Here is a 21,829-nt window from a genome sequence, read left to right on the forward strand (position 1 = left end):
ACTAGTCTCGGGTGTTATTGATTAAAAGCGGTGTAAGGTTGCCGATAGGTCGCCATGTAGTTGATGGGTGCGTGAAGACGTCGGATAGACCCGGCTCGAGAAGACGAACTCCCCATCGTTCACGAATACTTCCATGGAAGACGCATCGACGAAGATTCGGAACGTCGTGCCCGTTGCCTGTAGCCGACGAACATCTCTGCCTCGTGTCAATTCGAGCCAATCGCCTGTCTTCGAGAAAGTAGCGGCTTTCCCGAAACAGTCGAATTGAAAATCGCCATGCGTCGCAAACGACAACTCGAACGCATCGCCTTCAAACTTCGGACCAGCCAACACGTGACTTTGTTGTCGAAGCGAAATCATCTCTTCAATCGGTGTCATATATAGATGACCGTCGCGAAGTGACAGTTCACGAGGAATCGTCATCTGGTTCGTCCATCCCTCGGCTTGTTCCGGCCACTCGCGTTCCCACATCGCGTTCCATCCGATTAAAATCCGACGGCCGCGCTCGTCGAGAAATGTTTGAGCCGCGTAAAAGTCATGGCCATAATCGAGCTCGGTGAACGGACCATGCGTGAAACGCGGGAGTTCGAGATCGAGCGTGCCGACGAAATAGCCGCATTGATGCAAATTGTGATACCGGTCACCGTCGGGCTCCATACCTTGGGGGGATAGGAGCAGGACGTCTTGACCGTCAAGCGAGAAGAGGTCGGGGCATTCCCACATCCAACCGTGGCGTCCGGTTTCGCCGGCAATGACGCCGCGCTCGGACCAATGGATAGCGTCATCAGAGTCGTACAAGACGACTTTCCCGTCCGTCGCGTCACGCGTGCCGAGTACCATATAGAAACGACCGTCTGCCTCCCATACTTTCGGGTCCCGTACGTGAGCGTTTCCACGTTGTGGTATTTCAGAAATGAGCGGATTCTGCGCAGCCTTTTCAAACGTCACGCCGTCGACGGACGTGGCGAGGCACTGGACTTGATGCAGCGCCTCCCGCTTCTCGTCGAGCCACGTATTACCAGTGTAGTAGAGGTGAATGACGTCGTCTTTCACCAAGGCGCTTCCAGAGAAGACGCCATCACGATCATAGTCATGATCTGGCCGCAGTGCAATCGGCTTATGTTCCCAATGAAGGAGGTCGGTCGATGTGGCGTGTCCCCAGTGCATATCGTCCCACTCCACACCGAATGGATGATATTGATAAAACAAATGATAGACACCGTTGAACTGACAGAGTCCGTTCGGGTCGTTCATCCAACCGAAGGGCGGAGCGAAATGGTAACGGGGACGATAGCTCATACGGACAACACTTCGCTTGTGAACGTATCTGTGATTTCTCGTGTCTCTCCATACACTTCGATGACGAGCGGTTCGGTCGAAGGCGTGCGACGCGTGATCGTGACTTGATCTTGAGACGCGTGAACGTCGAGTGTCTCACCTTTCCAATCAATCGAGTACGTCAGGGCGTTCCACGCTTGCGGGAGCATTGGCGAGATGCGTAAGTTTCCACCTGTCATCCGGACACCGCCGAATCCGTTGACGACCGCTTGCCAAATCCCACCGAGCGATGCCGCATGGATTCCTGCGTCAGATGTCTTCATGTTCGGTCCGAGATCGATTTCAGACGCGCGACGGAATAAGTCGTAGGCAAGCTCCTGGTCACCGAGGTCTGAAGCAAGGACGCTATGTGTCGACAGAGAGAGCGACGAGTCATGTAGCGTCTTCGGCTCATAGTACTCCCAGTTGGCACGTTTGACGTCTGCCGAGAACAAGTCTTCGAGCAAATACATCAAAATCATGACGTCTGCTTGTTTCGATACTTGAATCTCGTTCACTTGTTCGAGGTTGTAGTCATAAAACATCGAACCGACGTTTTCTTGGTTTTTGTATTTCGTTAAATCGATGATCTCTTTTTGCAAATACGTGTCATCTTGTGGCAAGACCCCGTCTTCACGGACTTGCGGCAAGTAAATCAAATCGAGGACGTGGCGGAATCGTTCCTCGGCTGTCTCGAGATCTAGTTTTTCGTTCAACTGTTCGAACAGTTCCGGCTTCTCTTGACGGAGCAGTTCCACATACTGAATTGCTGTTTGGATGTTCCAGTGCGCCGTGTAGTTCGTGAAAGCGTTGTTGTCGACATGTTCCTTATACTCGTCAGGACCGACGACTTGATTGATGTCATAGCGCCCTTCAGCTTCATTCCACTCGAGCCGGCTCGCCCAGAACTTGGCCGTATCGATGAGCAGTTCATAGCCGTAACTGTCCATGAAATCTTGGTCACCGGTGACATGATAATATTGCCAAGCCGCGAAGGCGATGTCGGACGTGATATGTTGCTCGATGAAACCTGACCAAATCTTCGTCGCTTCACCTGTCACGATATCGGCGGCACCCCAGACCGGTGTCACTTCACCATCGTCGAGCCATGCCGATTCCCATGGGAACATTGCCCCTTCGTATCCATTCTCTTTCGCTTTACGGTGCGCTCCCGGCAATGATAGATAGCGATATTCGAGCAGACTGCGCGCGATTTTCGGGTTCGTGTACGTATAGTAAGGCAAGATGAAGATTTCAGTGTCCCAGAACGTATGACCTTTATAGCCTTCACCGGACAATCCTTTCGCCGCGACATTCATCCGGTGATCATGTTTCGGTGTCATGACAGCTAAATGGTACTGAGCGAAGCGGATCGCCAACTGATCGAACATTTCTTCCGATTCAATCGTAATGGGTGCGTGCGACCAGACGAGTTCGTCCCAAGCATTGACATGGTCATTGAATAAACGATCGTAGCCTTGTGCTTCGACGTCACGTGTCGCGTTCAATGCGAAGTTGGCAAGTTCTTCTGTCGTTTCGACCGAGATATCTTTGTCACGTGAAGTAAAGACGGTCGAATATTTCTCAATCGTCAACGTTTCATTTGCAGGGACGTCGATGTCTGAGAAGTCGAAATAGATTTGACGACGATCCATTTTAATAATCGATTTTGGCTCGAACGGAACGTTACGAGTGAAACGATGAACGCTGTGGAAGGCAAAGTCGATGCCGGATTCTGTCGTCGTCTGTAGTTGCTGCATGAATCGACCGTCATAGAGACGTTTGTCGCCTTCTAAAAAGTGTTGGACCCCACTATTCGTCATTTGTCCATTAATCCCCGATGTCATCGTCAACACGCTCTCTTGTTTTGGTGTGATGGTGATACGTTGGGCGATGACATGCAAATTGTCCATCGATACGAAGCGACGGAAGGTGAGGTCATAGACATCACCGTTTGGACTCTGCCAAGTGACGTCACGAACGAGTTCGGCCTGTTTTACGTTCAACGTGCGACGGTAGGCGAGAATCTCACCTTGCGTCAAATCAAAGCGGACCCCATTCAATGTGAACTCCATCCATAACACATCCGCCGCGTTCGGCAGTTCGGTCACTTCGTTATCAGCAAATTTATTGAACGTTCCCGCGACAAATAAATTTCGTTGCTCGTTGGCATAGTGCTCCTCTGTGACTGAACGAAGTCCCATGTAGCCGTTTCCGAGTGAAAACACAGCCTCCCCTTTGCCAAGCCAATTTGTACGGAACCCGTCCTCTGCAACGAGCCAATGTTGTAACTCTCCAGTACCAGTCGTATAGTTCATCAGTGTATTCGTCACTTTGTAACCTCCTGTATAATAAAGCGCTTTCTTGATTCGACCCCATTCTATCCGAAACGTTTCGGATATTCAACACCAATTTTCATTCGATTCCTTCCCTTACCTCAAGAAACGTGATTAAATGGGGTCAGAAACGTTTTAGAAAAGAGGTTTGACATGGAACAGGTGATTGCTAGTCTGGGGTTTCAATTCGAGAAGGTACAAGCATGGAGAAAGCAATCGATTTGGAAATCGATTTTTTATGTCATCATCGCGGTATTGATGGCGAATGTACTCGTATTTGGTTTGAAATGGGTGAACCAATCAAACGAAGCTGCGACGAATTTGCCGGCGTTTACAGTCACGGATCAAGGGATCCGTTATGAAGAACCATTTATGTTTAACATGGAAGTACTGGATTTGACGGTGATGGTAGGGGAAGAGCGGGAAACGGACGCATTGCAGACGCTCTTACTAGACGATTCGGGTTGGGTATTCAAACGTAGTGGCGTCTCGACCGAGTTGAAAGAATATAGTAGCTTGCTTGGATTTTTAGGCGAGACGGAAATGACGGAACGAGATGTCGTGCGGATTTTAGAGGATTTGAAATGGTTCTATCCGCTCTACATTTATGGGGCGATCGTCGTGGACATGTTGATTCATCTCGTCGTCATTTCTTTCCTTGCCCTCGCAGGACTCGGATTCCGTCGCTTCGTGCCGATTCGCTATAAAGAGGCGTGGACGATTACGGCTTATGGCATCACGGCGCCGCTGTTAGTGCGAACGGTTATCGCTTTATTGCCGGTCACTGTGCCGATGCTATCTGTTCTATATTGGGCTACCGTCGGCATCTTTGCGTTTATGACGATACGAAAAATCGGCGATGAATGATCATCGCCGATTTTTTGCGACCGATTCTCTTAGAATCAGCTCATTATTGACGAACGCCTCGTGCGGCACGTCTTGTCCCTCGACGATATGGACGACCATCGAAGCGGCCTTCCGTCCCATCTCATACGGCTGTTGTCCGACAGTAGTGAGAGGCGGGGACACATATTGGGACAACAAAATGTTATCGAACCCGATAATCGACAGATCCTCTGGCACATTCAAGCCGAGTTCGCGCGTGGCCTGAAGGACACCGAGCGCCATCACGTCAGAAGCGCAGAAGAACGCGGTCACCTCGGGATGATTCAACAAAAACGGCAAGGCCGCGCTTTTTGAGGCGAGTTCTTCGAAATCACCGTTCAATACGTAATCATCACGAAACTCGATCCCGTTTTCTTGAAGCACTTGACGATAAGCGTCATATCGGACCGTCGAGACATACGCATGGGCAGCACCGTTCATGAAGGCGATGTGACGGTGTCCGAGTCGAATCAAATAGCGAACGGCCTGCTTGGCGCTTTCGAGTTGATTTGAAGTCACGTATCCGGTGTTCACGCCTTCGACGGGGATGTCGACTAACACGCAAGGGACTGTGCTCTCGATGGCTTCGAGCAAATAAGGGTCATCGCGTTTCAAGCCTTGAATGACGACACCGTCAAGCTGGCGTTCGGCGCACATCTGGCCGTATGTCTTATTTTTTTGTTTAGAAGTCGTCGTTGAGAGGAGGACGAACTCATAATCGAGTGTGGACAGCTCATCCGATACGCCACAGAGCGTCTCGAACAGAAAATTATCCTTTACACTTTCTCGTTTCAAGTCGGTGACGAGAAAGCCGATTGTCTTTGATTGCTTCTTGACTAGGCTACGGGCGAGGATGTTCGGGCTGTAACCGAGCTCTTTCGCGACGTTCATAATCTTGTCCCGCGTCTCTTTATTTACATCATCATACCCGTTCAACGCGCGGGACACGGTTGTGACGGAAAAGCCTGACGCTTTGGAGACATCTTTCAAAGTGGCCATGGTGGTAGACTCCTTCTCTATGAAAACGTTATGGTTAATATTCGGATTTTATTTGGATATCTATAGTCTAGACGCAGAGTGCAAGGTCTGTAAACCTCTAAAAATAGGGGTTTTTAACCCGTTTGAAAATAATACTTGATTTCCGAAACGTTTCGGGTATAAAATCAGGTTGTGAGTTGAAAGCGTTTACTTTAATTCGGGTTTGATCATCCATGAGGAGGAAATTACACATGAATAAAAAAGTATCAAAGCCATTATCTGTTTTCGTGCTATCGGGTCTTGTCTTTACTGCCGCGTGTGGCGGCGAGGAGGAAGCGCAAGTCGCTTCAGACCCGTCTGAGCTCGAAGGAAAAGAAATCACGGTCGGGACATGGAAAGGGACAGACGCTGAAGTCAAAGCGTTCGATGAATTGCTAGCGGCTTTCACGGACGAGACGGGCATCAAAGTGAAGAAGAAAGTGTATAACGACTATCAAACACAACTTCAAACTGACCTTGTCGGTGGAACAGCACCAGATGTCTTTTACGTCGATGCGTTTCTCGCTCCTGAACTTTCGAAGCAAGGGGTACTCGAGCCAATCGATCAATATGTAGAGCAAACCGAAAAAGATTTGGGCGACTTTTATGAGCCGGCCATCAATGCGTTCAAATCAGAAGACCAGTTGTTCGGGCTACCGAAAGACTACTCGACGCTCGGTCTCTATTATAACAAGAAGATGATTGAGGATGCCGGATTCACAGCGGACGACATTCCGACAGAAATGGAAGACCTTCCTGGTTTCTTGAAAGAGTTGCAGGGCGAGCTCCCATCAGGTGTGACACCAGCTATCACATCATCTGAGTTGGCGCGTCATATGTTCGTACTTCAGTCAGGTGGCACGGATATCGTGGACGGTGACGGGAAAGCGGTCTTGTCGCAACAAGATCAACTCGCCGCCTTGCAACCGCTTGTGGATGCTTACCAAGACAAACTTGTTCAACGACCAGCCGACCTTGGTCAAGGTTGGGCCGGTGACTCGTTCGGAGCTGAAAAAGCCGCCATCATGATTGAAGGGAACTGGGCGATTTCACATATCCAGCAAAACTTCCCGGATGTCGAGATGGGAACGAAAGAAGTCCCGACAATTGGTGGCGATAGCGGTTCAATGATGTTCACGGTATCGTACTCACTCAATAGTGATTCGGAAGAAAAAGCTGCGGGTTGGGAGTTCATCGATTACGCGACATCAAAAGATGGCATGAAAATTTGGTCTGAAGGAGCAGGTGTCTTGCCTTCACTCAAATCAATTGCAGAAGAATTGAATCTTCAAGACGATGAGTTGAAAGCACCGTTTGTTGCAGCTGGAGCGTATGCGACTCCTTGGCAAAAAGGGGACTCCCTCTCAATCGTTGCCCGTGAGTACAACAACTTGTTGCCGGCAGCGTTAAAAGGCGACATGACGCTTGAAGAAGCGATGAAAAAAGCAGAAGAGACAGCAAATAAAGATATCGAGACGCAATTGCAATAAAGAAACAATTGGGCTCGCGTAACCGCGCGAGCCTCGTTGTGTTCGGAGAGGGAGGATCATATGGGCACACAGCTCGAAATCAATCGGCGTACGGATGCGGCATCGCAAGCACCACCGCCTAAAAAGAAAAAAGGTAGTGAGCGCAACCGTCGTGAATCGATGCAGGGCATCACGTTCATGTTGCCGACGCTGATCATCTTAGTGACATTCACGTTACTTCCGATTGCGTACTCGCTGTTCTTGTCGTTTACGCGCGTCAATTTATTTGGCGGCATCGATTTTCAATGGGTCGGCTTTGATAACTATGTCAACGCGTGGAACGACGACCGGGTCTGGACCGCATTGAAAAATACGTTCCGATATGCAGTGTTCGTCGTCCCGATTCAAACGGCGATCGCCCTGTTGATGGCCGCCGTCCTTAATTCTGGGATTCGGTTCCAAAACACGTTCCGGACGATTTACTTCTTACCGACACTCACATCGAGTTCGGCGCTTACGATGATTTTCATGTTCTTATTCAGTTTGAACGGTCCGATTAACAACGTTCTCGTCAGCCTTGGGTTTCTTGAGGCACCTGTCAACTTTATCAACGAGACCGACTTTGCGCTCACGACCATCATGGTCATGAACATCTGGTCGACGGTCCCGTTCTTCATGACCATCTATTTGGCGGGACTGCAAGACATTCCGTCGTCACTCTATGAAGCGGCATCCCTCGATGGGGCGAACGCGTGGCAGAAATTGATGAAAATCACGGTGCCGAACTTGACGCCGGTCACAAACTACGTCTTATTGATGGGAATTATCGGTTGCTTCCAACTGTTCGATCAGGCGTATATCATCTCCGGAGGGACCGGGGGACCGAACAATGCGACGCTCACCTTCTCGCTCATCATCTATCAATACGCGTTCAAGACGATTGGGACGATGGGTTATGCGTCAGCGCTCGCCATCATCTTGACGGTCATCATCTTCGCGGTGTCGATGCTTGCCCGTAAGTTGAACAAGGAAGAATCCAACTATTAAGGAGGAATGGATATGAAAAAGAAAACATGGCCGCGTATCGTGATGTATGTCATTCTCATCTCCTATGCGCTCGTCACACTGTATCCATTCCTATGGGCAGTGCTCGCCTCGTTCAAACCGTATAGTGAGATTGTGGCCGGGGGACTGACGCTTTGGCCGGAAAACCCGACGCTCGCCAACTTTGAACATATCTTTACGAAAGACCCGTTGTTCCCGCGTTGGATCATGAACTCGTTTCTGATTGCGACGGTCGGGACAATCGTGAACGTCATCTTCAACACGATGGCGGGTTATTCACTCGCACGGCTTCGGTTCCCAGGACGGAACTACTTATTCCTCTTGATTCTCGCCGTCATGATGGTACCGGGACAGATTTTGCTCATCCCGAACTATTTGATTATGCGCTCGCTCGGGATTCTCGATACGTATTCCGCCTTGATTATTCCCGGGGCAATCAACTTCGCGTACATCTTCTTGATGCGACAGTTCTTCATCAACTTCCCACGCGAAGTCGAAGAAGCGGCACAAGTCGATGGGCTCAACCGGTTCCAGACGTTTTGGCGCATCGTTTTCCCGATGGCGAAAGCCTCGGTCGCGACGCAAGCCGTCTTCGTATTCCTTGGCTTCTGGAACGAGTTCTTAAAACCGCTCCTCTACATCACATCGCCTGAGAAATACACACTGACGCTCGGGCTGCAGTCGTTCCAAAGTCAAAACGCAACACAGTGGAACTACATCATGGCGGCCTCGGTTGTCAGTATCATTCCAATCATCATTTTGTATATCTTGCTGAATAAGTACTTCATGCAAGGATTGCGAATCGGTGGGGACAAATAAGGAGATTGACGATGAAAGCTTTCATTTTTGATTTAGACGGTGTCATCACCGATAGTGCCGAATATCATTATTTGGCTTGGAAGGCACTCGGCGAAGACCTCGGTATCCCGTTTGACCGTGAATTCAATGAGACGCTCAAAGGAGTCAGTCGGACCGAGTCACTTGAACGAATCCTTCGTCACGGAGGTCGGGAGAACGATTTTTCGTCCGAAGAGAAGGAGCAACTCGCTACGAAAAAGAATGAACATTATGTAACGCTCATTTCAAAGATTACGAGTGATGATATTTTGCCTGGAATTGAGGCGTTGTTGAGCGAACTCAAAGAAGCAGGCTATAAGGTCGGGATGGCGTCGGCGTCAAAGAATGCACATATGGTGACACGCCAACTCGGTTTGCTCCATGCGTTTGACCATATCGTCGATGCGGCAACCGTCGTAGACTCGAAACCACATCCAGAAGTGTTCTTGAAAGCAGCCGAAGCGTTAGCTGTCGATCCGAAAGACTGTGTCGGTGTCGAGGATGCGGTCGCGGGAGTTGAAGCAATCCATGCGGCAGGCATGTTCGCCGTCGGTATCGGCGATCCGCTTGTATTGACCGAAGCGGACATTGTCTTCACGGATACGACCGGTCTCACGCTCGACAACGTCTTGACGCGGATTTGAAAACAAAGCCTCGAGTGGTGACGCTCGAGGCATTTTTAATGAGGAGGAGATTGGATGAAACGAACGTGGTGGAAAGAGGCCGTCGTCTATCAAGTATACTGGCGGAGCTTCCTCGATACGAACGGGGATGGCTACGGTGATTTAGAAGGGGTGCGCCGAAAGTTGCCGTACATCAAAGAACTCGGGGCGGACGTCGTATGGTTGAACCCGTTCTATGTCTCCCCGGACAAGGACAACGGCTATGATATCGCCGACTATTACCGGGTCATGGACAAGGCGGGCACGATGGAGGACTTCGAGCGATTGTTGGAAGAAGCGCACGCGATTGGGCTCAAAGTCATCCTCGACCTCGTCGTCAATCATACATCTGACCAACATCCGTGGTTTTTAGAGGCGAAAGCATCGGCCGACTCACCCAAACGAGACTATTACATCTGGCATGACCCGGTAGACGGGAAAGCACCAAACAACTGGCGCTCGTACTTTGCACCGTCCTGCTGGGAGTATGAGGCGGGAAGCGAACAGTATTACTATCACTCGTTCGCCGTCGAGCAACCGGATCTCAACTGGGAAAATGAAGCGTTGCGGCACGAGATTTACCGCATGATGCGCTTCTGGCTCGACAAAGGCATCGACGGATTCCGGATGGACGTCATCAATTTGCTCGCAAAACGGAAGGACTTGTCAGATGTGGCCAACCCGTATGACTTGAGTTATTTGGCGAACAATCCCGGCATCCATGACTATCTGCAAGAGATGCATGACCAAGTGCTACAACATTATGATTGTATGACGGTCGGCGAAATCCCGTTCGTGACGCCGGCCGAGGGTGCGCTCTATGTCGATGAGTCGCGTCGTGAACTCGACACGTTGTTCCATTTCCAAATCGCCGACGAGATGCCGACGTGGGACATGTTGCGGTTCAAAGCGATTCAACGTGATTGGCATGAAGGGTTGAAAGGGCGGGGCTGGAACTCACAGTTCTTGAACAATCACGATCATACGCGCCAAGTGACTCGATATGGCAATGACGGGGAACATCGCGTCGCTTCGGCGAAGCTGCTCGCCACGCTCACGCACACGCTTCCGGGCATGCCATACATCTATCAGGGCGAGGAGATTGGGATGACCGGCGTCACGTTCGACTCGATTGATGAGTATCAGGATATCGCGATGCGGAATCGGTACGACGAAGAAGTGGCGAAAGGCAGAGATGCGAAAGAAGTATTGGCGAGCCTGCAACTGCTCAGTCGCGACAATTCACGGACCCCTATTCAGTGGAACGGTCATGCGGAAGGGGGCTTCACTGGAGGAAAACCATGGATGACCGTCAATCCGAATTACGTCGAGCTGAACGTCGAGGCGGACTTAGAGCGAGAGGATTCTATATTCCGTTATTATCAACAGCTGATTCAACTGCGGAAATCACATGAGGCGCTCGTTTACGGCGACTTTACAGATTTACTTCCGCAAGACGAGTCGTTGCATATGTATGAACGGACGTTAGGAGACGAGCGGTTCATCATCGTCTTGAATCATTCAGATACTGAACAAGACTTACCAATCCATGTGGACGGTTTGCAACTCGTCTTACAAAACGTGTCAAATGAGACGAAACGCTTATTCCCTCATGAAGCAAGAATTTATAGCGACCAATCGATTCAATGAGAAATAGGTCACGCACAGCAAGACTCGCTGCGCGTGACCTATTTCTCATGATGTGGGCAAATTATCGGTCAGGCTCATCATGAATGTTGTTCATATTCATCACATCAATCGGATGCATATCAACAAGACGTGTCGTCCCTTCGCCGTATATCGATTCGACGTGAATGCCCCAACCATGGGCTTCCACAATTTGTTTACAGAACAAGAGACCAAGTTCCGCTTGATCGAGTCCGTTCGCGTCGAACAAACGTGGCAACGAGTGAGGTGGGATGCCAAGACCGGAATCTTGGACACTGAGGATGATTGTCTCGTCTGCGTCCGTCAAGCTGAGATGGATGCCCCCGCCTTCTGGCGAGTGGCGGATGGCGTTACCAATCAAATTGTGTAACAGCTGTAAGACGCTTTGGACATCTGCTTGGATGACGACTGGTTTTGGTGCGGAAAGTGTGATGTCGTGAAACGGGGATAGGGTCGTATAGTGGGCGCATAGGTTGTGTAAAATTGGATTGAGTAGGAACGTCGTCACCGTCAATTTCCCATGCGTCGTGTGTTGATGATAGTCTAAAAAGCTGGTGAGCAAATGCTCCAATCGTTCCGTCTCCCGACGGACGACGTGCAGCAAGTCTTGTGCCGATGGGTCGAGGTCCCGGTGTTCTGACAGTCGTTCGGCATAGCTTGAAATCAATGTCAGCGGATGCTGTACTTCTCGCGTGAATTCCTCGAGAAAAGCGTGCTGCTGTTCCAGTTGTCTCACTTCGGCGGTCGTGTCGCGCCAGACGACGAACACACCGGTCCGCGGATGGATGAAGTACAACGAGAGGGCCATCGAGCGTTCGCCGATTGTCAACGTCCGTTCGCCTGCATGGAACGGAGTGATGTGCTGTGCGGCGACGACCGATTCCCATAATGCGGCCGCCTGGTCGGCAGGACACCCATACCGATGCAACGTCGTTTGAAGGTGATTCGCGAGTGCCAATCGGGTAGGGAACGAGGAAGATTGAAGCGTCGGGAAGAACGTTTGGAGGCGGTCGTTCGCATAAAAATGATTCGTCGTGAAGTCGATATAACATACCGCATCGATGGCTTGATCGATGAAGGGGAATGTGGGGGTCGTGTCGACAATCATGTCATCGGCCGACCGCTCGTTCGAATCAAAATGCCGCTCGGTCATCGTGCGGTCTCCTTTCAGCAAAAGATGTCCAAGACATAAATGGTTTGATTAGTAGGCAGATATATGTGTGATTGTTATATATGTTTATAGTTCAGGTCCAATAAGCATAGCGTGCTCCACGCTTCAGTTGTTATCGAAAATCAGTCGAATTCTTGCCTATTTTGCTCAATTCGAGAAATGAAACGGATTGTTTCTAATCTTGATACAGTATACTGAGAGAAATCACATGAAGGAGCGTGAACGTTATCGAACCATCCATCCAAAACATGATTGACGTGGTCCAACGGTCAATCACAGATGATGGGATTCACCAGATGGCAGTCCCCTCGCTGTATTTCATTCACCAGTCCTTCGTAGCACCTCCAATTTCTCGCGTGAACAAGCCGTCGTTCTGTCTCGTTTTGCAAGGTGAGAAAGAAGTGTTGCTCGGTGACGAAACATTCATTTATCGAGGCGGCAACAGCGTCGTGGCCTCGGTCGATTTGCCGGTCATCGGTCAAGTGACGGTGGCGACGGAAGTAGCGCCGTATATCGCCATCATGGTCGAATTTACTTTGGATGATTTGATTGATGCGGTCGGACATTCGACCGAGCGAATCTTGGAGGGAGAGGACGAGCGACGCGCCTTGTTCGTCGGGGAGAGCGACGAGGCGTTACGGGATGTGACGCTACGATTGGCGAAGCTCGTCGAACGACCAGAACACATCGATACACTGGCACCTCTATATAAGAAAGAGTTGCTGTATCTATTGGCGAACGGCCCGTTCGGCGATGTGTTGACGCAGCTATCTTATGAAGGGAGTCGAGCCTTCCAAATCAAAGGCGTCATCGACCACATCATGCGTCACTTTTCAAAAGTGCTCCGAAATGAAGAATTGGCTCAAATCGGGAGCATGAGCGTGTCGTCGCTCCATCGACACTTCAAAGAAGTGACGACGATGAGTCCGCTGCAATATCAGAAACAACTCCGTCTGCAGGAGGCAAGGCGTCTGTTGTTGATGCAGTCGGCAGATATCGGGGAGGCGGCGTTCCAAGTCGGGTATGAAAGCCCATCTCAATTCAGCCGTGAATATGCGCGCCTGTTCGGCATGTCCCCACGTGCGGACATTCGGCAGCAACGAACAGGAGGATAAGCGACACCCCCGAACCGATGGAATGAAGATTCCGTCCGGTCGGGGGTGTTCGTCTAGTTTGAATGATCGACTTTCTTTGGCGGGTCACTAAACGCGAAATACAATCCGACACCGATTGCAAGCCCAATCAAATAGTTGTCGAGGGCGATGGCAGTTGAGACACCGATCGCCAGGGCAAGCGGAAAGGCGTAGCTGCCGGTCGTCTGTTTGTTAGACATGGACATGCCTCCTTTGCCCTGTTTCTACGACTGTCACCTCAAAAAAGTTTCACGCCTTCTTCTTCGTCCCTTGGAATGCGAAGAACATCGCGATGCCGATGCCGAGTCCGAGCCACCAGTTATCGAACAGCAGCCCGAAGATGAGGATAAAGGCGACGGCGACCGGGAGTGCCAAAAAACCACGTTGACGTTTCATTCAAATCATCCTTTCTACGTCTCTCTTCTCGTCTGTTCCCGGTTTGAAGACGATTCAGTCAACAAAAAAGACCGGCGCGTGGCCAGTCCTGTCAGTCGGACGTCTCTCGCTCGGCGAATGACGCCGCATGTATTGAACCGTTGGGATATAGATGGATGGAGAACGTCGTGCCTTCGCCGTACACCGAGTCGGCATGGATGCCCCAGCCGTGCGCCTCGGCGATGCGTTTACAGATCCGCAGACCGAGACCCGTCCCTTTGATTGGCCGGTGGGCATCGGAGTCGACCCGGTAATACTCGTCGAACACGTACGGGATGGCGTCGCTCGGGATTCCGATCCCGGTGTCACGGACCGACAGGACAGACGTGTCGCCCTCGGTCGTCAGGTCGACGTAGACGGTGCCGCCGTTCGGTGAATACTTGATGGCGTTGCCGATCAAGTTATGGAGCAGCTGCAACAGCTTCTCCTGATCAGCCTCGATGGTCAGGTCAACCGCGGATAAGATGACGTCATGCTGCGGTGCCGTTGCTTCATAGTGCGCGACGACGTCTTCAAGCAGAGGACGCAATTGGAGCGTCGACAGTGTCAAACATTCCACAGAGTAGTTCACGCGCTGATAGTCGAGGAAGTTATCGACGAGGCGCTCGAGGCGCTCGGCCTCCCGTTTGACGAGCGTCAACATCCCGTGCGTCTTCTCATCGTCGCCATGTTGGTACATGAGCAACTCCGCGTAGCCGTTGATGGCCGTGAGCGGGGAACGGAACTCGTGGGACAGCTCGGCGAGGAACGCGTCTTTCTGCTCCTCAAAGCGAATCGCATCCGTGATGTCCCGCCACATGATAAAGACACCGCGCGGCGTGTGCGTGAAGTTAAAAATCAACTGCAACGTCCGCTCACCGATGCGGAGCGAGGTCGCGTCCATGCTCGGATGACGACCGACCCGGTTCGTCATGAGCTCGTCCCAAAACGATGTCACATCAGTCATGTCCGCCCCGTTCCGCTCGAACGCATCCATGAAGAAACGGGTCATGTCTTCCGGGCGTGAGAAGCGCTGGGTGACCATCGACGGGCAGATGGCACGGAGCTCATCGTTCGTATAGAGGTGATTGCGAGTGAGATCAATATAACAGACCGCATCCTGAGCTTCTTCGACGATGGAATGAATCGGAATGGTATGTGGCGTGTGAATCCGATTCGGACGTTTGAGTGGTGAGTGCCGATAGAATCGGCGAGCTGGATAGAATGACTTTCGCTTCATCAGGAGAACCTCCCTTCCGTACACAGCTATATATAAACAAAAGTAGTATTCGACATACTCTTTTATTATACGACATTCGATGACGATTCCCTATACCCCCCATAGACCTAGCTAGGAACGGTGCCTAATCGGGATTGTCGGACGGATTGCGCAAGATTCTAGGAAAAAACACCTTCCTCATGGATGGGAGGAAGGTGTCAGGATTAGAACAACGTGTACGGGTTGACGCTATTCGCAGCCGTCGAGCTACTGTAGACATACTTATTTTTGTGAATCTCGAAATGGAGATGGCTTCCGAACGAGTTGCCGGTGTTGCCGACCGTTCCGATGTTCGCGCCTTTGGCAATCGTCTGTCCTTTGACGACGTTCAAGCGGTCCATGTGGGCGTAGACGCTCGTGTACGCTTGACCGTTGATCGTATGCGAAATCATGACGTGGTTGCCGTACGCACCGTAATTGCGGGCGACGATGACTTGTCCAGTTGCTGCTGCTTGGACTGGCGTACCTTTCGCGGCCGCCAAATCAATGCCATTATGGAATGTGTAGCCGTACTTGCCGTTCGCTGGCCCGTAGCCTTGCGTCAACGTGCCTTTCGTCGGCATGATGAAAGGAGCGCTATATTTTTTTACATATGTACTTGCGACGTATTTGGTGCTGCCGTTATAACTGATTTTTGTCCATGAACCGGTCGCGCCTAGATACTTGAACGTTTGGCCGAGTGTGGCGCTACCGACTTTTTGATAAGTCGTCGCAGGCCCGGTACGGACGTTCAAAACATTCGTCGTGACTTTGACTTTATACGATGTCGAAGCCTCTACCGGTGTCGAGGCAGGAAGTGTCAAGCCGGAAACGAGAAGAGCGCCTAATGTGATCGTCATAAGTTGTTTTTTCATGGTATGGTAAATCCTTTCAATTATGTAACAATGCGACAAAACAATGATAATTACCTTACAAAAAAATTTTACCATCAAAAAATAGTTTCAAATATGTCATTTATATTTCAAAAAAGTATAATCGTTATGAAAACGATTATGTACTAGTGAAAATCTAGTCATATCAACGGGTGTGAGACTCGAAACGTTTTGTTGGTAAAAGGATATATGCCTAAAATTCAAAAAAACTCCGTTTTCTCGTAGTTTAGCTTTTGAAAAACAGGGTAATTTAAGTTAGTTTAGCCTAAATCAAAAAGGGGTCGATGAGAATCAACCCCTTTTGTCAGTTGCTTCCTTGAAATGCTTCGTCCCATACATAAGAAAAACCGAGGCATGTGCCCCGGTTTAGCTTGCCTGTTCTTACTGAGAAAGTGTGACCACGTTTCAATTAAGGTGCCGACAATTCTTCCTCGGTGACCCATTTGTGGTTGGTCACTTCTTCACCGGATTCTAACGTGAAGTCGACCATATAGACAGTCGTCTCTTCGACAGAATCGATGGTAGCAGTCGTGCCGCCCATACCGCTCATATGCTCGGCATTGACTTCCACCTCATCACCGACCTCATAAGGGTCGTTCTGTGCACCTTCAATCTCTTCATGAATGATCCATTTATGGTCTTTGACGCGCTCGCCCCCGTGCATCGGGTCGTACGAGATACTGTAGGCGACCGTATCGTAGGCACCGACGATGGTCGCTTTCTCGCCTTCCATGCCTGGCATATGGGCCTCTGTGATGACGGCGGTGTCGCCGACCGCGAACGTCGGGTTCTCTGCTGACTTCAAGCCTTCGGGGACGTCACCAGACCCGGACATGTCCATTCCTGAATGGTCGTTCCCGTCCATCGTCTCTTCCATTTGATCATTCATGTTCGTATCAGTATTCGTCGTGTTGTCTTCACCACAAGCGACGAGTAAACCGCTCAGTGAGAGTGCCATCGTCATCATGCCAAGTTTCTTATTCCATTTCATTCGTAGTCCCTCCAAGTTAAGTGTGATTAGTCTACTTTCAACTGTCCCATCATCCCGTTTTCTTCATGCTCCAGGATGTGGCAGTGGTACATGAACGTTCCTGTCTCTCGAAACGTCATCTCAATTTTTACTTTTTCCCCCGGTGCAACGGCGAAGGTATCTTTCCGGCCACGTTCGTTTTCAGGCGGGAGTTTCCCGTCCCGTTCAAGTATCCGGAATTGGACGCCATGGACGTGGAACGGGTGGGTCATCCCGCCCATCATGTCTTCTCGGTTATAAATTTCCCACACCTCGGTCGAGCCTTGCCGGACGTTGATGTCAATCCGGTCAGGGTCGAACTGTTTGCCGTCAATCGTCACCATATTGCCCATCCCGAACAACGTGAGCTGGCGATCGGCCTCGCTCGACTCGTTAGCGACAGGGGCCTCCGTAAAAGATTCCGTCCAATCACCGTCTTGCTCGATTTGGTCCCGCACCGTGAATGTCGTGAACGGGATCCCGTCAGCTTGAAGAGCGAGATCGTCACCGAGCGACAAGTCGGAAAAGTCGATTAAAATCTCGGCCCGTTCGCTAGGTGTGAGCGTCAACGTCTCAAGTGAAACCGGTCGATCGAGCAATCCGCCGTCGGTCGCGATTTGAGTGAACGCCTCCCCGTTCGATAGGGAGAAGTCGAGATTCCGGGCGTTAGAACCGTTGACGAGACGGACACGCAATAAATTCGTCGTCACGTCGAACGTTGTATTGATCGCTCCGTTCGCAATCAACGTATCACCTGCCGTCCCATCGACGTTCATCTGGCGGTCATAGTCGAGCTGCCCGTTATCCGTGAACAGACGGTCTTGGACGATGAGCGGGATGTCATCAACACCGTATTCATTCGGCAACCCGGTCTCCGCTTGATCCGTCACGTACAAGAGTCCGGCCAAACCAAGGTATACTTGTTCGGCCGTCGCGCCCATCGGATGCGGGTGGAACCAGAGCGTGCCCGGTTCTTGGTCGATATCGAGACGGACTTGTCTCTGCTCACCCGGATCGAGTGAGTGATGTGGCCCGCCGTCCTCGGCTCCCGGGATGACGAGACCGTGCCAATGGAACGAGGTCGGTTCATCGAGTTGATTGATCGTAGTGATATAGACGGTCTTTCCAGTCGGCAATTCAATCATCGGTCCGAGCAAGCTTCCGTTATAGCCAAGCGTCTCGCTACTGACACCTTGATCGAAGAACCGGTGCTCGCCACGTTCGGTCCGCACCGTATAATAGAGCGCTTCGTCCGTCACACGGTCGGGTTGTAGCCGTTCCGGGATGGGGAGTCGTTGATTCGGTTCGTTCGACGCGACGAGCTCGACGGTGCCTCCACGTCCCATGCTGTTGTTGCCATGCATCATACCACCATCGTGTCGATCCCCCATGAATGAACCGTTGCCCATCATCCAGTTTCCAGGAGCAAATGTGAACAAAAGCAAGAACAATCCAATTACGATACTGACTATACCCATCCCGATGACCCATTTCGTTACGCGGTTCATAAGGCATCATCCTTTCAGTTAAAAACGAGAGCCTATTTAGTTATACCAACAAGTTATGAAATATTTGTTAAACGATAAAATAAGTTTTTATATACTATATAGGGGTATATGGTATACATAGGAGGTGGTCAACGTGGAACATTCACACCACGCGTCATCTCATCATGAACACGGGGAAGTGCATGACTCGCATGCCGGCGGACATGAAGGGATGATTGAAGAGTATAAGCGTCGATTTTTCGTCTCGTTAGGGCTGACAATCCCGATTCTCATCTTGTCAGATATGATTCAAGAGTGGGCCGGTTTCGAACTCACGTTTCCTTATGAAAAGGAGACGTTATTCGTGTTGGCGACAATTGTGTACGTCTACGGAGGGTGGCCGTTTTTGAAAGGTAGCATCGACGAATTGCGTCAACGAAATCCGGGGATGATGATGCTGATTGGACTCGCCATCAGCGTCGCGTATTTCTATAGTGTCGCCATCGTGTTCGGGTATGGGCATGGACATGACTTCTTTTGGGAGTTGGCGACGTTAATCGTCATCATGTTGCTCGGGCACTGGATTGAGATGCGCTCGATCATGGGTGCGTCGAACGCGTTGCAACAGCTCGTTCGTCTATTACCGAGCGTGGCACACCGCATCAACGGGAGTGACATCGAGGACGTTCCCGTCTCGGCGCTCGCTGTCGGGGATTTGATTCTCGTCAAACCGGGCGAGCAGATTCCTGTCGACGGGGAGCTGCTGAAAGGGCGGACGACGGTTGATGAGTCGATGTTGACCGGTGAATCGATTCCTGTCGAAAAAGAGACAGGAGATGTCGTCATCGCCGGATCAATCAACCAAGAAGGTAGCATGACGATTTCGACGACGAGCACGGGAGAGAGCACATACTTGGCGAAAGTCATCGACTTGGTCAAAGAAGCGCAGGAATCCAAATCGAAAACGCAAAACCTAGCCAATCGGGCCGCCAAGCTCTTGTTTTATGTCGCCGTCGGAGCGGGGGTGCTGACGTTCGTCATCTGGATGGCCCTCGGTTACCCGGTCAGCATGGCCGTCGAACGGATGGTCACCGTCATGGTCATCTCATGTCCGCACGCGCTTGGTCTCGCGTCTCCGCTCGTCGTGGCGGTCTCGACAGCCCTGTCGGCGAAACGCGGACTGTTGATTCGGAATCGGACCCAATTCGAAGAGGCGCGTCGTCTCGATGCGGTCATTTTCGATAAGACGGGCACGTTGACGCAAGGCGATTTCGGGGTGACGGATATTGAAGCCGCATCTTCTCATACAGAAGAGGACGTGTTACGTCTGGCCGCCGCGGTCGAGACGGCCTCTCAGCATCCGCTCGCACGAGGCATTCTTCGGGAAGCGGAAGCACGCAAGTTGACGTTGCCTGAAGTCGTCGATTTCGCTTCGATTACGGGTGTCGGATTAGAAGGACAGGTAGAGGGAGGTCACGTTCAAGTCGTCAGCCCCCGTTATATTCGGGAGCATGAGCTCTCAATTGACGAAACGGCGTTCGACCGGCTATCCGCCGCCGGGAAGACCGTCGTCTTCACGATTCGAGACGGGGACTTGGTCGGGATGATCGCCTTGGCGGATATGGTTCGCGATGAAGCGAAAGAGACGGTCCAAGCGTTGAAAGACCGGGGCGTCCGCTCCATCATGCTCACTGGTGACAATCGAAAAGTGGCTGACTGGGTGGCGTCGCAACTTCATATCGAGGAAGTGTACGCCGAAGTGTTGCCGGACGATAAATCACGGCAAGTGCAAACCGTCCAAGCCGACGGCAGCAAAGTGGCGATGGTCGGGGACGGCATCAATGATGCACCGGCTTTGGCCCAAGCGGACGTCGGCATTGCCATCGGGAGCGGCACCGACGTCGCCGTCGAGACGGCCGATATCGTCCTCGTCCGGAGCAACCCGAAAGACGTGCTGTCGATTCTCGACTTGTCTCGCAACACATACAACAAGATGATTCAGAATCTGTGGTGGGCCGCTGGCTATAACATCGTCGCCATCCCGCTCGCGGCCGGTGTGCTGGCACCGCTTGGCATCATCTTGTCACCGGCGGTTGGTGCCGTGCTCATGAGTCTCAGTACCGTCATCGTCGCGCTCAATGCGCGGACGCTCAAGCTTTAACAAGTTTTTCATCTTTGGTCTCTATAATGAGGAAGATGCTAAAGATGGAGGGACTCTATAATGAAACAAACATTACTCATACCGACGCTCATAATGACAGTATTCCTTGCCTCGTGTGGGGGCGCGACACCAGCGAGCGAGTCGACGGAACCGGTCACGGAAGAAAAAGAGACATCGACGGAACAGGTGCCGGACCGCTGGACAGCGACAAAAACAGGCACCGCGGTCTCCCATATTCACGGTGCCGGCTTTTGGCCAGACGGGCGTCCGGTCATCGCGACGCATACGGGACTGATGGAATTCAGAGAAGACGGCTGGTACGAATTGTCGTCGAACCGACACGACTATATGGGCTTCGAGCTCGTCGCAGACGGATTCTATGCGAGCGGTCACCCGGCACAGGATTCACCGTATAAAAATCCGCTCGGTGTCGTCCGCGGGACCGATAAAGGGGAGACGCTCGAGATTCGCTCGCTAGAGGGCGAGGCTGATTTTCACTACATGAGTGCGGGCTTCGAATCCGAGAGCCTTTACGTGTATTTAGAAACGGCGACGAGTGAACTCGAACCAGGTTTTTATCGGTCGCTCGACGGTGGTACGTCGTTTGAGCCGATGAAGATGGACGGGATCGAAGGTCGAGGCATCGCCGGCATCACGGCCGATGCGAGCGAACCGAAACGCGTCTTCGTCTATGGCCCGGACGGCATCCTCGTCTCGAGCGACGGGGGAGACATGTTCGAGGCGTTCAACGATCAAGGAAATATCGTCATGATGGCCACAGCAAAGGGGCAACTGGCGTATATCGCTAAAACAGGTACCTCGTTCAATCTGGTGGTCTCGGATTTGACCGACGAGACGGAGACGACCATTGAGCTGCCATCGCTGAACGCGGACAGCGTCCCAGTCGAACTGGTCTTCCAAGACGAACGACTGTTGCTAGCGACATCGGACAACAGTGTATACGTCTATGAAGACGACGAATGGACACAACTGTTGCAAGCAGGGAAAGTGAACTGAAAAAGTATCCGGCGCCTGAGTCAGGCGCCG

At 51.4% G+C, this 21,829-nt stretch carries 19 protein-coding genes; 9 read left to right on the plus strand and 10 right to left on the minus strand.

Going from position 1 to position 21,829, the window contains the following annotated elements:
- Positions 1-21 precede the first annotated feature (21 nt).
- Both KNO58_RS00615 and KNO58_RS00620 read right to left on the minus strand, forming a co-directional pair.
- Positions 22-1,299 (minus strand): glycoside hydrolase family 32 protein, encoded by a 1,278-nt coding sequence (locus KNO58_RS00615; protein ID WP_214751127.1) that lies wholly within the window; start codon positions 1,297-1,299, stop codon positions 22-24.
- Entirely contained in the window at positions 1,296-3,635 is a 2,340-nt protein-coding gene (locus tag KNO58_RS00620; protein ID WP_214751872.1) for a glycoside hydrolase family 65 protein, read from the minus strand. The genes KNO58_RS00615 and KNO58_RS00620 overlap by 4 nt, the downstream gene beginning before the upstream one ends.
- Positions 3,636-3,806: 171 nt before the next feature.
- Between KNO58_RS00620 and KNO58_RS00625 the strand changes: the two genes are divergently transcribed.
- On the plus strand, positions 3,807-4,520 hold the full coding sequence (locus KNO58_RS00625) for a DUF1189 domain-containing protein (protein ID WP_214751129.1): 714 nt from the start codon (positions 3,807-3,809) through the stop codon (positions 4,518-4,520).
- Here the strand turns inward: KNO58_RS00625 and KNO58_RS00630 are convergent, their stop codons facing one another.
- Complete coding sequence (locus KNO58_RS00630; RefSeq protein ID WP_214751131.1) at positions 4,521-5,537, minus strand: LacI family DNA-binding transcriptional regulator; 1,017 nt, start codon at positions 5,535-5,537, stop codon at positions 4,521-4,523.
- Between the two features lie 230 nt (positions 5,538-5,767).
- Between KNO58_RS00630 and KNO58_RS00635 the strand changes: the two genes are divergently transcribed.
- From KNO58_RS00635 to KNO58_RS00655, 5 genes are read left to right on the plus strand one after another with little or no spacing between them, the layout of a single operon-like run.
- Entirely contained in the window at positions 5,768-7,045 is a 1,278-nt protein-coding gene (locus KNO58_RS00635; protein WP_214751133.1) for an ABC transporter substrate-binding protein, read from the plus strand.
- Positions 7,046-7,105: 60 nt separating this feature from the next.
- Positions 7,106-8,071: a carbohydrate ABC transporter permease gene (locus KNO58_RS00640; RefSeq protein ID WP_214751135.1), complete on the plus strand. Its 966-nt coding sequence runs from the start codon at positions 7,106-7,108 to the stop codon at positions 8,069-8,071.
- A gap of 12 nt (positions 8,072-8,083) precedes the next feature.
- Positions 8,084-8,908, plus strand: a complete 825-nt coding sequence (locus KNO58_RS00645) for a carbohydrate ABC transporter permease (protein ID WP_214751137.1) — start codon at positions 8,084-8,086, stop codon at positions 8,906-8,908.
- An 11-nt stretch (positions 8,909-8,919) separates the two neighbouring features.
- Positions 8,920-9,570 (plus strand): beta-phosphoglucomutase, encoded by a 651-nt coding sequence (gene pgmB / locus KNO58_RS00650; RefSeq protein WP_214751139.1) that lies wholly within the window; start codon positions 8,920-8,922, stop codon positions 9,568-9,570.
- Positions 9,571-9,624: 54 nt separating this feature from the next.
- Positions 9,625-11,238, plus strand: coding sequence for a glycoside hydrolase family 13 protein (locus KNO58_RS00655; RefSeq protein WP_214751141.1), 1,614 nt, complete (start codon positions 9,625-9,627; stop codon positions 11,236-11,238).
- Positions 11,239-11,299: 61 nt separating this feature from the next.
- On the opposite strand, the gene KNO58_RS00660 is transcribed toward KNO58_RS00655, so the two are convergent.
- Positions 11,300-12,409 (minus strand): sensor histidine kinase, encoded by a 1,110-nt coding sequence (locus tag KNO58_RS00660; protein ID WP_214751143.1) that lies wholly within the window; start codon positions 12,407-12,409, stop codon positions 11,300-11,302.
- A 236-nt stretch (positions 12,410-12,645) separates the two neighbouring features.
- Here KNO58_RS00660 and KNO58_RS00665 point away from each other — a divergent pair, with 236 nt between their 5' ends.
- A complete protein-coding gene (locus KNO58_RS00665; protein WP_260570652.1) occupies positions 12,646-13,542 on the plus strand; it encodes an AraC family transcriptional regulator in 897 nt (298 codons plus the stop codon).
- Positions 13,543-13,595: 53 nt separating this feature from the next.
- Here KNO58_RS00665 and KNO58_RS00670 read toward each other — a convergent pair whose 3' ends face one another.
- The 6 genes from KNO58_RS00670 to KNO58_RS00695 form a co-directional block, all read right to left on the minus strand.
- A complete protein-coding gene (locus KNO58_RS00670) occupies positions 13,596-13,760 on the minus strand; it encodes a hypothetical protein (protein WP_214751145.1) in 165 nt (54 codons plus the stop codon).
- A 49-nt stretch (positions 13,761-13,809) separates the two neighbouring features.
- Positions 13,810-13,956, minus strand: coding sequence for a hypothetical protein (locus tag KNO58_RS00675; RefSeq protein WP_021066172.1), 147 nt, complete (start codon positions 13,954-13,956; stop codon positions 13,810-13,812).
- Positions 13,957-14,047: 91 nt separating this feature from the next.
- On the minus strand, positions 14,048-15,214 hold the full coding sequence (locus KNO58_RS00680) for a sensor histidine kinase (protein ID WP_214751147.1): 1,167 nt from the start codon (positions 15,212-15,214) through the stop codon (positions 14,048-14,050).
- Between the two features lie 203 nt (positions 15,215-15,417).
- Positions 15,418-16,107, minus strand: a complete 690-nt coding sequence (locus tag KNO58_RS00685; RefSeq protein ID WP_214751149.1) for a M23 family metallopeptidase — start codon at positions 16,105-16,107, stop codon at positions 15,418-15,420.
- 427 nt (positions 16,108-16,534) lie between these two features.
- Positions 16,535-17,116 (minus strand): YdhK family protein, encoded by a 582-nt coding sequence (locus KNO58_RS00690; protein WP_214751151.1) that lies wholly within the window; start codon positions 17,114-17,116, stop codon positions 16,535-16,537.
- Between the two features lie 26 nt (positions 17,117-17,142).
- Positions 17,143-18,642, minus strand: a complete 1,500-nt coding sequence (locus KNO58_RS00695) for a multicopper oxidase family protein (RefSeq protein ID WP_214751154.1) — start codon at positions 18,640-18,642, stop codon at positions 17,143-17,145.
- A 283-nt stretch (positions 18,643-18,925) separates the two neighbouring features.
- Between KNO58_RS00695 and KNO58_RS00700 the strand changes: the two genes are divergently transcribed.
- Together KNO58_RS00700 and KNO58_RS00705 are read left to right on the plus strand one after the other, a co-directional pair.
- A complete protein-coding gene (locus KNO58_RS00700; RefSeq protein WP_376778138.1) occupies positions 18,926-20,782 on the plus strand; it encodes a heavy metal translocating P-type ATPase in 1,857 nt (618 codons plus the stop codon).
- 60 nt (positions 20,783-20,842) lie between these two features.
- Positions 20,843-21,799: a F510_1955 family glycosylhydrolase gene (locus tag KNO58_RS00705; RefSeq protein WP_214751156.1), complete on the plus strand. Its 957-nt coding sequence runs from the start codon at positions 20,843-20,845 to the stop codon at positions 21,797-21,799.
- Positions 21,800-21,829 lie beyond the last annotated feature (30 nt).

Origin of the sequence: Exiguobacterium sp. J17977, from assembly GCF_018616375.1 — a bacterium.
Classification (GTDB): Bacteria; Bacillota; Bacilli; order Exiguobacteriales; family Exiguobacteriaceae; genus Exiguobacterium; species Exiguobacterium mexicanum.

Bases quoted from the DNA above. Each gene is read 5' to 3' on its own strand.
- KNO58_RS00615 (WP_214751127.1), bottom strand. From the start codon at position 1,299: ATGAGCTATCGTCCCCGTTACCATTTCGCTCCGCCCTTCGGTTGGATG.
- KNO58_RS00705 (WP_214751156.1), top strand. From the start codon at position 20,843: ATGAAACAAACATTACTCATACCGACGCTCATAATGACAGTATTCCTT.
- KNO58_RS00655 (WP_214751141.1), top strand. From the start codon at position 9,625: ATGAAACGAACGTGGTGGAAAGAGGCCGTCGTCTATCAAGTATACTGG.
- KNO58_RS00640 (WP_214751135.1), top strand. From the start codon at position 7,106: ATGGGCACACAGCTCGAAATCAATCGGCGTACGGATGCGGCATCGCAA.
- KNO58_RS00620 (WP_214751872.1), bottom strand. From the start codon at position 3,635: ATGAACTATACGACTGGTACTGGAGAGTTACAACATTGGCTCGTTGCA.
- KNO58_RS00660 (WP_214751143.1), bottom strand. From the start codon at position 12,409: ATGACCGAGCGGCATTTTGATTCGAACGAGCGGTCGGCCGATGACATG.
- KNO58_RS00635 (WP_214751133.1), top strand. From the start codon at position 5,768: ATGAATAAAAAAGTATCAAAGCCATTATCTGTTTTCGTGCTATCGGGT.
- KNO58_RS00630 (WP_214751131.1), bottom strand. From the start codon at position 5,537: ATGGCCACTTTGAAAGATGTCTCCAAAGCGTCAGGCTTTTCCGTCACA.
- KNO58_RS00625 (WP_214751129.1), top strand. From the start codon at position 3,807: ATGGAACAGGTGATTGCTAGTCTGGGGTTTCAATTCGAGAAGGTACAA.
- KNO58_RS00700 (WP_376778138.1), top strand. From the start codon at position 18,926: ATGATTCAAGAGTGGGCCGGTTTCGAACTCACGTTTCCTTATGAAAAG.
- KNO58_RS00670 (WP_214751145.1), bottom strand. From the start codon at position 13,760: ATGTCTAACAAACAGACGACCGGCAGCTACGCCTTTCCGCTTGCCCTG.
- KNO58_RS00690 (WP_214751151.1), bottom strand. From the start codon at position 17,116: ATGAAATGGAATAAGAAACTTGGCATGATGACGATGGCACTCTCACTG.
- KNO58_RS00695 (WP_214751154.1), bottom strand. From the start codon at position 18,642: ATGAACCGCGTAACGAAATGGGTCATCGGGATGGGTATAGTCAGTATC.
- KNO58_RS00645 (WP_214751137.1), top strand. From the start codon at position 8,084: ATGAAAAAGAAAACATGGCCGCGTATCGTGATGTATGTCATTCTCATC.
- KNO58_RS00675 (WP_021066172.1), bottom strand. From the start codon at position 13,956: ATGAAACGTCAACGTGGTTTTTTGGCACTCCCGGTCGCCGTCGCCTTT.
- KNO58_RS00680 (WP_214751147.1), bottom strand. From the start codon at position 15,214: ATGAAGCGAAAGTCATTCTATCCAGCTCGCCGATTCTATCGGCACTCA.
- KNO58_RS00685 (WP_214751149.1), bottom strand. From the start codon at position 16,107: ATGAAAAAACAACTTATGACGATCACATTAGGCGCTCTTCTCGTTTCC.
- pgmB (WP_214751139.1), top strand. From the start codon at position 8,920: ATGAAAGCTTTCATTTTTGATTTAGACGGTGTCATCACCGATAGTGCC.